This is a genomic window from Chryseobacterium barbadense (assembly GCF_042849955.1).
GTDB lineage: Bacteria > Bacteroidota > Bacteroidia > Flavobacteriales > Weeksellaceae > Chryseobacterium.
The window spans coordinates 14,841-29,006 of record NZ_BAAFHL010000017.1 but is presented as its reverse complement, the minus strand read 5'-3'; the positions used below and the strand labels follow the sequence as shown (position 1 = coordinate 29,006).

Sequence of the window (14,166 nt, the reverse complement as noted above, 5' to 3'; positions counted from 1 at the left end):
ATTTTTATAAAATAAGATAAAGGAGGTCAATATTTATTGACCTCCTTTTTTGTTGTAAATTGCAGGCTTATAAAGAATGTGGTATGAAAATTATGAACAAGTTAGCTATGATTGGTTTGGTTTTAGCATTGGTAAATTGCCAATCAGTAAATTACAGCCCTATGTTTTATGATGATGTGAAACCGAAACAAATTTCGGGTCAGTTTAGCTTTACCGAAGGCCCTTCTTCGGATCAGGAAGGAAATGTATATTTTACAGACCAACCCAATGATAAAATTTATGTTTGGGAATGGAAGACCAACAAGATCACTGAATTTTTAGACAAAACCGGAAGAGCGAATGGAACCCATTTTGATAAGGACGGAAATCTGATTACCTGTTCCGATGATCAGGGTGAAATATGGCAAATATCAAAAGACAAAAAAATTCAGGTCCTGTTAAAAGATTTTGAAGGCAAGCGGTTGAATGGTCCTAATGATGTCTGGAACGATTCTTTTGGCGGATTATACTTTACAGATCCTTTGTATGAAAGAGAGTATTGGGATAATTTTAAACAGGAAATTCCACACAAAAGTTTATATTACAGAAGTAAAGAAGGAAAAGTAAGCAAGATCGACACTTTTACCCAACCCAATGGAATTGTGGGCAGTGAACAATTTAAAAAGCTTTATGTTTCGGATATAGATGCTAAAAAGACTTATGTCTATGATATTTTAGATGAAGGAAGACTTTCCGGAAAAAGACTTTTTTGTGAAATGGGTTCCGATGGAATGACACTGGACATGCATGGAAATTTGTATTTAACGGGTGATGGGGTACATGTTTTTAATCGTGGCGGAAAGAAAATTTATCATATTCCAATTCCTGAAGAATGGACCTCGAATGTAACATTTGGAGGTGAACATCATGATATACTTTTCATTACGGCTTCAAAATCAGTTTATATTTTACCGACCAAAGTAAAAGGTATAAAATAACTATAATGGAAGTATCAATATGCTACTTCCATTTTTATTTTCTTACCCTTCAGTTTCTCATGGCTTAATTTCTTGATAACGGAATTCACTTTACCTCTTGCAACCGCCACATACGAAGTAGTATCTTTTACTTCTATTAATCCAATATCTTCTTTTTGTAGTTCTCCTTTTTTTATGAGATAGCCTACAATGTCTACCTTATTGACCTTGTCTTTCTTTCCTGCACTGATGTAGATCGTTTGAAAAGGCGTTTTTCCGGGAACTTTAGTAAAGCCGGTAACATTTTCTTCCGGGGTATTATTTTTAATGAATGGAAAATGTTCATCCTCGGTCATGATTAAATAAGCAAAACCTTTAGCATTCATTCTTGCAGTACGGCCATTTCGATGGATAAAAGCATCTTCTTTTGGTGGCAATTGATAATGAACAATAGATTCAACTTCCGGAACATCCAGTCCGCGGGATGCCAGATCAGTGGTAATCAAAATTCTGGCGGAATCATTCCTGAATTTTAGTAAAGCCCGTTCTCTTTCATCCTGCTCCATCCCGCCGTGGAATGTTTCCCTGTCGATCCCTTTTTGACGCAAAAGTTCAGAAATACGGTCAACAGCATCACGGTGATTACAGAATATCAAAGTTCTTTTGTTTCCGATTTTGCAGATCAAATTGAAAAGGGTATCCAGCTTCTCTTCAGGAGTCGTCATCACTTTTTTTAATTGAATATCCGGTTTGGCTTCATTTAATTTCAGGAAATTGATGGTTTTCTCATTCTTTAATCCTGTGAAAGCCGGAATTTCATCCATGGCTGTTGCGGAAGTTAAGATTCTTTGAGAAGTGTTTTTCAATGATTTGATAATGAATTCCATATCTTCCTGGAATCCTAATTCAAGAGCTTTGTCAAACTCATCCAATACCAGAGTCTGAATTGTTTTCGGGTCAAAATTGTTATTTCTAAGGTGATACACCACTCTTCCCGGAGTTCCGATCAGTACAGCCGGAGCTTCGATCAGATTATTGATTTCAATCTTTTTATCATGTCCGCCATAGCATACCGAAACTTTGAAATCTGTTCCCATCGCTTTAAAAACCTGCTCGATCTGTAAAGCAAGCTCTCTTGCGGGAACTAAAACCAAGGTCTGAATTCCTGAAACGTTCTTTTTAAGATTTCTGAGAACAGGAAATAAAAAAGCAAGTGTTTTCCCTGAACCGGTAGGAGAAAGAAGAATAATATCCTGGTTGTTTTCAGAAGCTTTGTAGGTAGATTGCTGCATCTGATTCATCTCCTGAATCTGCAGTTTTTGATAAATAGATTCTAATTCCATTTTGCAAAGGTAATGATTAAGCAGCAGGAATCAGAAATTGGGTTAATAAGAAGCTTTAATTGATCTGCTTTTCATAATGGCTCACTGCATCAGAAACAATAAAATTGATCATTCTGAAATCATACTGGTCTTTGTGAAAATAATATATTCCCAGTTCAACCAGAAGCTTTCTGTGAAACGCTCCGAAAAACTCAATATCATTCAACATCTGCAATGCATTATCTGCCATATACTCTTTATACTCCGTGAGGAATAAAGGGAAAGGTTATTATTAAACCGTTTCAGCTCTTCTAACTGGGATACTGTAATTGATTTAGCCATGACAATTATTTTTTCTTTTCAGCACTTTAAAGTTAATCATTTTTAATCAATTTGAAATTGAACGAAAAAAGCTAATGATTTTATGGTTTGATTTATAGTGTTTTAAATAAAAACGGCTATGAATGGAATTATTGTTTATCTCAAATAAAATTCATATCTTTGCACCCACTTTTGTGGTACAGGTTTGAAGAAGTAAAACTTTAATTATTAATAACTTCCGTATTTTTTAATCCACATTGATTCAAACCGTTAAAAAAGAAGGAATACAAATTTTATTAGAAAATGTCAAAAGAGACAAATTCAGCAGAGGTTTTATTAAACCAAAACGTAGCACCGGAACAATTTGATTGGGATTCATTCGAATCTGGTCTTGATGCAGATGCGAGAAAAGAAAAAAGCGATTTAGAAGAAATCTACAACGGATCTTTGAACAACCTGGACGATAACGACGTTTTAGTTGGAAAAGTGGTAAGATTAACTGACAAAGAAGCTATCGTAGACATCAATTTCAAATCAGAAGGTGTTATTTCTCTTAACGAATTCCGTTACAATCAAGGATTGAAAGTAGGTGATGAGGTTGAAGTAATGGTAGACAGAAGAGAAGACAAAACTGGTCAGTTACAATTATCTCACAAAAAAGCAAGAACGCTTAAAGCTTGGGATAAAGTAAACGAGCTTCACGAAACAGGTGAAATCGTAAACGGTTTTGTGAAATCAAGAACTAAAGGAGGTATGATCGTTGACGTACACGGAATCGAAGCGTTCTTACCTGGTTCTCAAATTGACGTTAAGCCAATTAAAGATTACGATCAGTTCGTAGGTAAAACTATGGAGTTCAAAGTGGTAAAAATCAACCCTGAATTCAAAAACGTAGTAGTATCTCACAAAGCATTGATCGAGGCAGATATCGAAGGTCAGAAAAAAGAAATCATCTCTCAATTAGAGAAAGGACAAGTTCTTGAAGGTACTGTTAAGAATATTACTTCTTACGGTGTGTTCATCGACTTAGGTGGTGTAGACGGATTGATCCACATTACAGATCTTTCTTGGTCTAGAGTGAACCACCCATCTGAAATCCTTGAGGACGGACAAACTGTGAAAGTGGTTATCCTTGATTTCGATGATGAGAAAACAAGAATCCAATTGGGTATGAAGCAATTAGAGCCGCACCCATGGGATGCTCTTTCTGCTGACTTAAAAGTAGGAGATAAAGTAAAAGGAAAAGTAGTAGTTCTTGCTGACTATGGTGCATTTGTAGAAATCGCTCCAGGTGTAGAAGGGTTAATCCACGTTTCTGAAATGTCTTGGTCTACTCACTTAAGATCTGCCGGTGATTTTGTAAAAGTAGGTGATGAAGTTGAAGCTGAAGTATTAACTTTAGACAGAGACGAAAGAAAAATTTCTCTTGGTATCAAGCAATTATCTAAAGATCCATGGGAAAACATCGAAGCTAAGTATCCGGTAGGATCTAAGCATGTAGGAACTGTAAGAAACTTCACTAACTTTGGTGTATTCGTAGAGTTAGAAGAAGGTATCGACGGATTAATCTACATCTCTGATCTTTCTTGGACTAAGAAAATCAAGCATCCGTCTGAATTCTGTGCAGTAGGTGATAAATTAGATGTTATCGTATTAGAATTGGATATCCAGGCTAGAAGATTATCTCTGGGTCACAAACAATTGACTGAAAACCCATGGGATACATTCGAAACTAAATATGCTGAAGGAACTATCCACGCTGGTAAAGCGGTAGAAGTTCATGATAAAGGAGCTTCTGTACAGTTCGAAGATGCTGAGGTTGAAGCTTTCTGCCCTTCAAGATTATTAGAGAAAGAAGATGGATCTAAAATCAAGAAAGGAGAAGAAGCTGATTTCAAAGTAATTGAATTCAACAAAGAATTCAAAAGAGTAGTAGTATCTCACACAGGTATCTTCAGAGATGAAGAGAAGAAAAATGCTAAAGAAGCTACTAAGAACGTTACTTCTTCTTCAAACGAAGAAAGATCAACTCTTGGAGATATCGATGCATTAGCAGAATTGAAAAGAAAAATGGAAGAAGGTAAATAATCTTTCACCATATAATATTTGAGCCACTCTTCAGAGTGGCTTTTTTTATGAAAATCATGAGAATCGGCTCAGGCAAAGCCTGAGCCGATTTTATTTATCTATTATTTTGATGAGCTTTGAATAATCTGGCTAGTTATCGTACCTTTGCTGGCTGAAAAATGAGTATGAAGAAGAAAAATATACTAAAAGGAGTTTTATTTGTCGGAATAGGAGCAAGTATATATGGGATGTTAGCAACATTCGTGAAAATGGCGTACCAGCATGGGTATACGACTTCAGAGGTGACGACATCGCAATTTGTATTAGGGTTAATAGGTCTTTTAATTCTTAATTTCGTTCAAACCATCACTTCCAAACAAAAACTATCATCGCCAAGCCCAAAAGAATTCAGAACATTGATGTTGGCCGGAACCTCAATGGGGTGCACAAGCTTATTTTACTACATCGCAGTGCAGTATATCAATGTTTCTATCGCTATTGTCTTGCTGATGCAGTCCGTATGGTTCAGTGTAGTGGTGGAAAGATTTTTAGCGAAAAAATTGCCCAATGCCAGAAAAATTTTTGCTACGGCGGTTGTTTTATTGGGAACCGTATTGGCAACCAATCTTATAAACGTTGAATTGGAACTGGATTGGAGAGGTATTTTCTGGGGATTGTTGGCGGCGGCATCTTATACCTTAACGATGTTTACATCAAACACTCTCGCAACGCATTTGCCGGTATTCAGGAAAAGTATGGTCATGCTTTCCGGAGGAGCTGTTGTGGTGTTTGTATTTTTATTCTTTGCGCAGATCGGGCCACTTTATTTTGACGGATTGAAATCCGTATATTTAAACTTCACCGAGAATACCGAGCATATTCATTCTTTTAATTACTCCATATTTTGGAAATATGGATTGATTCTGGCGTTGTTTGGAACGGTTATTCCGCCAATTTTATTTAATATAGGCTTTCCGAATGCAGGGTTAGGTTTAGGAAGTATTGTTTCTTCATTAGAGCTTCCTGTTTCGGTAACGATGGCTTTTGTTCTGTTGGGAGAAAAAGTTCTTTTAATTCAGTGGGCAGGAATTGTATTAATACTTTTCGCCATTGTTTTAATGAACCTTCCTTCAAAGAAAGAAAAGGAATATGAAGTGGCTGAACTTTCTTAAGAATACTATAATTAAATCAAAAATTATAATGAAAACTGCTTCTTTTGAGGTGGTTTTTTTAATTTTATATAAAATAAGTTTTATGAGATATGTAAAAAATGTAATGTGGGCAATCTTATTGATGGTGCCGGTTTGGATGTTCTCTCAACTCAGACCTTTAGATGCAATGCTTACGAATTATCAGTATCCTTATGAAGTTCATTTCATCAATCTTAAATCCCAGAATAATGATCTGAAAATGGCTTATATGGATGTGAAACCCAAAACACCCAACGGAAAGACCATTATGCTGCTTCACGGGAAAAATTTTAACGGCGCTTATTGGGAACAAACGGCAAAAGACCTGTCAGCAAAAGGATTCAGAGTCATTATTCCGGATCAGATCGGTTTTGGAAAATCTTCTAAACCCCGGAATTATCAATTCTCATTTGCACAATTAGCAGCCAATACAAAAGCGATTCTGGATGAGCTGAAAATTAATACCACGATTGTTTTGGGACATTCAATGGGTGGAATGTTAGCGACACGATTTACGTTAATGTATCCTGAGGCGGTTGAAAAACTGATTCTGGAAAACCCAATCGGGTTAGAAGATTACAAAGCATTGGCAAAATATCAGACGATTGATGAAGCTTACAAATCTGAATTGAAAAACACCTATGAATCTTATAAGAATTATCAGTTAAAGTTTTATTATGACAATCAGTGGAAACCGGAATACGATAAATGGCTGAATCTGCTTGCAGGCTGGACGTTAAGTGAAGATTATCCACAAGTTGCATGGAATGCAGCTTTAACCAGTGATATCATATTCAACCAACCAGTTGTTTATGAATTTAAGAATATTAAAGTTCCAACGTTATTGATCATCGGGACCAGAGACAGAACAGCCATAGGAAAGGATAGAGCACCTAAAGAAGTTCAGCCTTTAATGGGGCAATACCAGGAATTAGGGAAAAAAACGCAACGGGAAATTACAGGTTCAAAATTGGTAGAACTTGAAAATGTAGGGCATCTTCCACATATAGAAGTATATCCGAAATTTTTTGAAGCTTTATATAACTTTATTAAATAAGCAAAATAAAAAGAGGCTGTTCATTTTGAACAGCCTCTTTTTGTATGTATTGTTGTCTGAATTTCTATTTCTTGAAAGCAGCATCTTTGATTCTAGCTTTTTTACCTCTAAGGTCTCTGAAGTAATAAATTCTAGATCTTCTAACTTTACCTCTTCTGTCAACTTCAATTTTTTGAAGAGCAGGCATGTTGATTGGGAATACTCTTTCTACACCTACATCACCACTCATTTTTCTGATCGTGAAAGTTTTTGTAGAACCAGTACCTCTTAATTGGATAACTGTTCCTTTGAAGAACTGAGTTCTGGTCTTTTGTCCTTCTTTAATTTCGTAATACACAGTGATGGTATCACCTGCTTTGAATTCAGGGAATTCTTTTTTCGCAATGTACTTGTCTTGTACGTACTTTAATAAATCCATTATTAATAAAATAAAATGTTAAAGCTAAGCAACTTACACGTTGATCGTCAGAGGTTGAGTAACAGGTTGCAAATATACAAATTAGTTTTTGAATCTGCCAAATATTTGGTGTGTAAAAAACTATAATTTTTTAGAGCCAAGCATGATCAAAAATTAACACTTCCTTTAAATTCTCATTAAATAAGGTTTACATAAGGATTCTACTTTTGCCTGAATAAAATTCCTTCATTTTCAAATAATTAAATACTTAATACACCCTTAAATTATTCTATTATGAGACTTCTCCTTTTCTTTTTCTGTTTTGTCGTCCAGCTCGCTTTTGGGCAGACATTATTTCCCTATTTACAAAACCCGACTCCCAATTCAATGATTGTGAACTGGAAAACAGCTTCCAATAATGAAACAACCGTGATGTACGGGAATTCCCCAACGAATTTGAACGTTACGGTTACCGGAACCACCAATATATTTTCAGATACGGGATATAATAACAACTATTATTATCATACCGCTAAAATCACCAACCTTCAGCCTAACACAAAATATTATTACAAAATAAAAACAGGAACCAGTGAATCTGCGGTCTATAATTTCAGAACGCTTCCTCTACCGGGACAGGCTGCTACTGCAGACGGTAAAATCCGTTTCCTGATCATGGGGGATAACCAGATCAAGGCAGAACCAAGATATGATACCCTTACGTTAAATGCTTTCAAAAAATTAAAGCAGAAATTCGGAGCCAATTCCGATCCGTCAGATAATGTAGCCCTTACTTTTATGGTAGGAGATCAGGTAGATGTCGGAACATTGGACCATTATGAAAACGTTCACTTTAAAAAGAATACAAAACTGTCCCCATATTTACCTATTCAGACAACGGTGGGAAATCATGAGACCTATGGAAGCTTGGGGATGAATTCTTACTATGCTCACTTTTATATTGATGAAATTAGCTATAAAGGTATTACATCAGGAAATGAAAACTATTATGCTCAGCAAGCCGGAAATGTATTATTTGTCAGCTTGAGCTCTGAACATACCGGTTCAGCACAGCAAACCTGGTTACAGCAGGTTTTGAACGAAGCTAATAATGATGCTACCGTAGACTGGATTATTTCATTAAGCCATAGGCCTTATCAGGCAGAACAATATGTGGGAGATATTTCTCCTTGGGTAAGAAACAATGCTGTTCCTCTTTTGATTACTTCCAATAAATATTTAATGCACGTTGGAGCCCATCACCATTTATATCACAGAGGACAATTGAAAAATACTCCGAATTATCAGATCATTTCAGGAGGAACGGCTTGGGATCAGTATTGGGGAATGTCTAATGAACAGGATTTTGATGATGTTCAGAAAACATTGACAGATTGGACTTATCAGATTGTGGAAGTAGATGTTACCAATGGAAAAGTAGATGTAGAAAGTTATTCTATCGGCGGAATTTATACCAAAAAATATAATGAACAGATAGATACTTTCCACCGATATAAAAATCAGCCAAAACCCGTAAAACCCTCTATTACCAATACTTTCACGGGGCCGGTAACCTTGCCGCTAACGCTGGACGGAAGTACATTTTCATCCTCAAACGGAGAACTTTTGAACACTACTCAGTTCCTGATCAGTAAAGCTCCGGATTTTTCAGTGATTGATAAAGAATTTTATCGCGATTATGAAAACTGGTTCGGGAAAGACGGAAACGGAAATCCCGATCTAACCAAAAACCTGAATGCCGGTGTTGATATCACCAAAGCCATTTTCGCAGCCAATTCCATTTCAAACGGAACCTATTATGCAAAAGTCCGTTACAGAGACAGAAATTTGGAGTGGAGCGACTGGAGTGATGTGAAGCAGTTTGAAGTGACAGGAAGCGTGGTTTCCAATCCTACTTTTACTTTAAATAAAACAGAATATCTGCAAAACGAACCTATTACAGCTACTTTTACAGGAGGGCCTGGAAATCAGCAGGACTGGATTGGGATTTATAAAAAAGGACAGACTCCCGCAACCACAACCTCTCAGGTATATTCTTATACCAACGGGCAGACAGCAGGAACGGTGAATTTCAATAATGGATTGGCCAATAAAGGCCAATATTTTGCAGGCTTCTTCGCCAATAACGGGTATACGGAAATCACTCCGAGAAAGAACTTCTATGTAGGTCCGAAAGTACAATTGCAGGCAACTGCAGATGTTTATCCGGTTGGCGGAACAGTGATCATCAATTATAGCAATGGTCCGAATTTAGTGAAAGACTGGATTGGAATCTATAAAATGGGACAGGTTCCGGGAACCAATACTTCTATAAAATGGAGCTACGTCAATGCTGCTTCAGGAACACTAAATTTCACGGGGCTTCCAAAAGGATACTATTATGCACAATATTACCTTGAAGATGGTTACACGCCAATTGGTGATAAAATATTCTTCAAAGTAGGAGATATCGTAACGGAATTATGGATCAATAAGCCTGTCTATACTTTAGGTGAAAGCATTACAGCTTCCTGGACAGATTCTCCGGGAATCATCAAAGACTGGTTGGGTATTTATCCTCAAAGTGTACAGACGCCTAATGATCAGTTTACCTCTTATACTTACTTCGATGGAGTGACACAGGGGACCAAAACCATTACAGGAAATGTAAACGGTGTACCAACTGCACCAGGTAACTATTACATGGTGATGTTTACCAATGATTCTTATACAGAGGTTTCGAACAGGGTACAGTTTCAGGTGACTTCATCATCCTTGGGAACAGATGAGGTGAAAAATGCCACGGAGAAAAATGTAATCCTATACCCGAATCCTTCAAAACCGGGAGAACCGACCTTTATTAAAAGTGATTACCCGATTGAAAAGATCGAATTGGTTTCTGCTTCCGGAGAACTCTTATACGAATCTAAAAATATTCATAATCAGCGATTCTCATTAGTAAATGAAAACCTTCCGAAAGGGGTGTATTTCGTAAAAGTTCATACCAGAAAACTATTTACATTGAAATTGATTATCCAATAATATTCAGGATAATAATAAATTGAAATGCAGGAATTTTCCCGCATTTTTTTGCCTGTCAGTTCAAACATGACGCGGAATATCGCAGTTACGAGAAAAAGTATTAAATTTAGCGGACAGAAAATCTAATATTTCATGATAGATAAAAGAGTAAAAAATGCAAAGGAAGCCATCGAAGGAATTACAGATGGAATGACGTTAATGTTAGGCGGATTCGGACTTTGCGGTATCCCTGAAAACTCCATTAATGCTTTGGTAGAAAGCAATGTGACAGATTTGACTTGCATCTCAAACAATGCAGGTGTTGATGATTTTGGATTGGGATTATTGCTTCACAAAAGACAAATCAAAAAAATGATCTCTTCTTATGTAGGAGAAAATGCTGAATTTGAAAGACAGATGCTTTCCGGAGAATTAGAAGTAGAACTTACTCCACAGGGAACTCTTGCAGAAAAATGCAGAGCGGCACAAGCTGGAATTCCTGCGTTTTATACCCCTGCAGGTTTCGGAACCGAAGTAGCAGAAGGTAAAGAAGTAAAAGATTTCAATGGAAAACCTCATATTTTGGAACATGCTTACAATGCAGATTTCTCTATTGTAAAAGCCTGGAAAGGTGATCATGCAGGAAACCTGATCTTTAAAGGATCGGCAAGAAACTTCAATTTCCCAATGGCAGGAGCTGGGAAAATTACTATTGCTGAAGTAGAGGAGCTTGTTGAACCGGGACAGTTAGATCCAAACGAAGTTCATATTCCGGGAATCATGATTCAGAGAATTTTCCAGGGAGAAAAATTTGAAAAAAGAATAGAGCAAAGAACAGTAAGGACAAAAGAGTAGTTCAAATTTCTCTGAGTAACGAACAAATAAAACATACAAGGCACAAAAGTTTTTTGAACACTTAAGCTTATTATAAAGCTAACTAAGTATACTTAGAACACTTAAGTTTTTTGAAAATCTTTGATTTTCTTCTTATGTGAACTCTAAGACAGCATTATTTTAAACTTAAGTTACTAAAGTGTTCAAAAAACTTTTGTGCCTTTTGTGGTTAAAAATAAAAAACTCCCTGAAAACATTTCAGGGAGTTTTATTTAGATAATAAAGCTAAATCTTAATTAGCCTTAACCGCAGACTCAACTTTGCGTTCTCCGATCTGCTGTCTCCACATCGCATAATACAATCCTTTTTCTTCAATAAGGTCTAAATGTGATCCTGTTTCTACAATTTGTCCACGTTCCAATACATAAATTCGGTCAGCATGCATAATGGTGCTTAACCGGTGAGCAATAAGAACGGTAATCTGCTCCTTTTGTCTGGAAATTTCTTTAATTGTGGAAGTGATTTCCTCTTCCGTAATACTGTCCAATGCAGAGGTAGCTTCATCAAAGATAAGTAAGTGCGGCTTTCTTAATAATGCCCTTGCAATAGCTATTCTTTGTTTTTCTCCCCCGCTTAATTTCAGTCCGCCTTCACCAATAATAGTTTCTATTCCGTTTTCAGCACGTTGTAAAAGAGAAGTGCAGCTCGCTTTTTTAAGTGCCAGTTGCAAATCTTCCTCAGTGGCAGAAGGATTCACAAATAAAAGATTTTCCTTTATCGTCCCTGCAAAAAGCTGGGTATCCTGAGTGACAAAACCTATTTGGTTTCTCAATTCATCAAAATCAAACTCTTTCCCATCGATCTTATTGTAAAAAATACTTCCTTCCTGTGGTCTGTATAAACCGACAAGCAATTTTACCAGCGTACTTTTTCCGGAACCGCTTGGTCCTACAAAAGCAATCGTTTCCCCATTTTTCACATCAAATGAAATGGAATTGAGTGCTTTGTAATGAGCCGTCTGGTGTTGAAAAGATATATTCTGGAATTTTAATTCTTCAATGGCGCCGATTTGCTTAGGGTTTTCAGGTTTAGGCTCTACCGATTTTTTCATCAATCCGTCAAAATTATTGAGCGATGCCTGAGCTTCACGATAAGAGATAATAATGTTTCCGATTTCCTGCATAGGTCCGAATATGAAGAAACCATAGAACATCAGGGACAGGTATTCCCCCGGAGTCACAATATTTTTAAAAATCAGTAATAGTAACGTGAAAGTAATGATTTGCTGTAAAAAATTCACCAGAGTTCCCTGTACAAAACTCAGAGAGCGGATGCTTTTCACTTTTCTTAATTCAAGCCCCAGAATTTTATAGGTATTGTTATTCAGACGTTCTACTTCCTGATGGGTGAGTCCCATGCTTTTCACAAGCTCAATGTTTCTAAGACTCTCTGTGGTGCTCCCTGCAAGACTGGTGGTTTCCTTTACAATGCTTTTCTGGATGGTTTTTATTCTTTTGCTTAATAAATTGGTAACTACGGCAATGAGGATGATTCCCACTACATAAACCGGCATGATAGACCAGTGCAGACGAACCGCATATACAGAAACAAAGATGATACTTACCAAAATCCCAAAAAACACATTGATGAAATTGTTAATGAATTTCACTGAGTCCTCCCTTACTTTGGTCAGAATAGAAAGCGTTTCACCACTTCTCTGATCCTCAAACTCCTGAAAAGGCAATCTCATGGAATGTCTCAGTCCATCTGTGAAAATGCGGGCTCCAAACTTCTGGATAATCACATTCACCACATAATCCTGAAAGGCTTTTGCGATCCGGCTGACCATTGCAGTGCCGATAAGGAGTCCTAAAAAATACAAGACGCCATGATAAATATCATTTCCATAAAGATATTCATTAAGATTTCTCGGAATCAGTTTTTCCTTATCAAAAAAGTTGGGATGAGTAACCAGTTTATCCAGTATATTTCCTGTGATGGCAGGAGCAAATAGTGAAAAAACCTGATTTACAGCAGCTAATATCAGTGAAGCGACAATTAACCAGCGATAGGGTTTTAAATAATGTAATAAAGTTTTCATTTTGAGAATGGGAAAGTTCGCAAATTTACAACAATTTACGAAGCAAAAATTACCGTAAGTTAAGAACAAAAGTATTTTCGTAGTTCTGAAAAATTAATTAATTTGGCAGGATAAGATTATGCTATGCTAACGAAAGAACAAATTGCAAAGAGAATTTCCAAAGAAGTAAAAGACGGGTATTATGTAAACCTGGGAATTGGGATTCCCACACTGGTTGCCAATTATGTCCCTGAAAACCTTTCCGTAGAATTTCAGAGTGAAAATGGGGTGTTGGGAATGGGACCGTTTCCTTATGAAGGTGAAGAAGATGCGGATATCATCAATGCCGGAAAACAGACTATCACCATATTACCGGGAGGATCTTTTTTTGATTCTGCATTCAGTTTTGGAATGATACGCAGCCAAAAAGTGGATTTAACCATTCTTGGAGCAATGGAAGTTTCAGAAAACGGAGATATTGCCAACTGGAAAATTCCGGGGAAAATGGTGAAAGGAATGGGTGGAGCAATGGATTTGGTGGCGTCTGCTGAAAATATTATCGTAGCCATGATGCATGTAAACAAGGCAGGTGAAAGTAAAATCCTTAAAAAATGTACTCTTCCTTTAACAGGAGTAAACTGTGTGAAAAGAGTCGTTACCGAATTAGCGGTTCTGGATGTAACACCGGCTGGTTTTAAATTAGTGGAAAGAGCACCCGGAGTTTCAGTAGAACACATTATACAATCTACAGAAGCAGATTTGATCATCGAAGGAGAAATCCCTGAAATGCAATTCTAATAAAGAAAAAAGGCTGTTTTCATTATTGAAACAGCCTTTTTTATGTTTATCAACTAACCTGAGTTTGAGGTAAAACAACTTTCGTCAGTTCGAGTGTTTTTCGAAATGAAATGGAGAAAAATG

At 36.8% G+C, this 14,166-nt stretch carries 11 protein-coding genes; 7 read left to right on the top strand and 4 right to left on the bottom strand.

Features of this window, described 5'->3' with window-relative positions; genetic code table 11:
* The first annotated feature begins 92 nt into the window (after nt 1-92).
* Nucleotides 93-977 (top strand): SMP-30/gluconolactonase/LRE family protein, encoded by an 885-nt coding sequence (locus ACGHIN_RS08830; protein ID WP_390452643.1) that lies wholly within the window; start codon nt 93-95, stop codon nt 975-977.
* A gap of 14 nt (nt 978-991) precedes the next feature.
* On the opposite strand, the gene ACGHIN_RS08825 is transcribed toward ACGHIN_RS08830, so the two are convergent.
* Both ACGHIN_RS08825 and ACGHIN_RS08820 read right to left on the bottom strand, forming a co-directional pair.
* On the bottom strand, nt 992-2,299 hold the full coding sequence (locus ACGHIN_RS08825; RefSeq protein ID WP_390452642.1) for a DEAD/DEAH box helicase: 1,308 nt from the start codon (nt 2,297-2,299) through the stop codon (nt 992-994).
* Between the two features lie 55 nt (nt 2,300-2,354).
* Nucleotides 2,355-2,528, bottom strand: a complete 174-nt coding sequence (locus tag ACGHIN_RS08820; protein WP_390452640.1) for a hypothetical protein — start codon at nt 2,526-2,528, stop codon at nt 2,355-2,357.
* Between the two features lie 374 nt (nt 2,529-2,902).
* Here ACGHIN_RS08820 and rpsA point away from each other — a divergent pair, with 374 nt between their 5' ends.
* The 3 genes from rpsA to ACGHIN_RS08805 all read left to right on the top strand — a co-directional run bounded on the left by rpsA (nt 2,903) and on the right by ACGHIN_RS08805 (nt 6,913).
* A complete protein-coding gene (gene rpsA, locus ACGHIN_RS08815) occupies nt 2,903-4,687 on the top strand; it encodes a 30S ribosomal protein S1 (RefSeq protein ID WP_390452639.1) in 1,785 nt (594 codons plus the stop codon).
* A gap of 164 nt (nt 4,688-4,851) precedes the next feature.
* Entirely contained in the window at nt 4,852-5,838 is a 987-nt protein-coding gene (locus ACGHIN_RS08810; RefSeq protein ID WP_390452637.1) for an EamA family transporter, read from the top strand.
* 82 nt (nt 5,839-5,920) lie between these two features.
* The gene (locus ACGHIN_RS08805) at nt 5,921-6,913 is read left to right on the top strand and encodes an alpha/beta fold hydrolase (protein WP_390452636.1); all 993 of its coding nucleotides are present in this window, start codon (nt 5,921-5,923) and stop codon (nt 6,911-6,913) included.
* 64 nt (nt 6,914-6,977) lie between these two features.
* Here the strand turns inward: ACGHIN_RS08805 and rplS are convergent, their stop codons facing one another.
* Nucleotides 6,978-7,331: a 50S ribosomal protein L19 gene (gene rplS, locus ACGHIN_RS08800; RefSeq protein WP_089792393.1), complete on the bottom strand. Its 354-nt coding sequence runs from the start codon at nt 7,329-7,331 to the stop codon at nt 6,978-6,980.
* Between the two features lie 273 nt (nt 7,332-7,604).
* Between rplS and ACGHIN_RS08795 the strand changes: the two genes are divergently transcribed.
* Both ACGHIN_RS08795 and ACGHIN_RS08790 read left to right on the top strand, forming a co-directional pair.
* The gene (locus ACGHIN_RS08795; RefSeq protein WP_390452633.1) at nt 7,605-10,352 is read left to right on the top strand and encodes a fibronectin type III domain-containing protein; all 2,748 of its coding nucleotides are present in this window, start codon (nt 7,605-7,607) and stop codon (nt 10,350-10,352) included.
* A 132-nt stretch (nt 10,353-10,484) separates the two neighbouring features.
* Nucleotides 10,485-11,186: a CoA transferase subunit A gene (locus ACGHIN_RS08790; RefSeq protein WP_390452631.1), complete on the top strand. Its 702-nt coding sequence runs from the start codon at nt 10,485-10,487 to the stop codon at nt 11,184-11,186.
* A gap of 271 nt (nt 11,187-11,457) precedes the next feature.
* Here ACGHIN_RS08790 and ACGHIN_RS08785 read toward each other — a convergent pair whose 3' ends face one another.
* A complete protein-coding gene (locus tag ACGHIN_RS08785; RefSeq protein WP_390452630.1) occupies nt 11,458-13,266 on the bottom strand; it encodes an ABC transporter ATP-binding protein in 1,809 nt (602 codons plus the stop codon).
* A 123-nt stretch (nt 13,267-13,389) separates the two neighbouring features.
* Between ACGHIN_RS08785 and ACGHIN_RS08780 the strand changes: the two genes are divergently transcribed.
* Nucleotides 13,390-14,043, top strand: a complete 654-nt coding sequence (locus tag ACGHIN_RS08780; protein WP_390452629.1) for a CoA transferase subunit B — start codon at nt 13,390-13,392, stop codon at nt 14,041-14,043.
* The last annotated feature ends 123 nt before the right edge of the window (nt 14,044-14,166 follow it).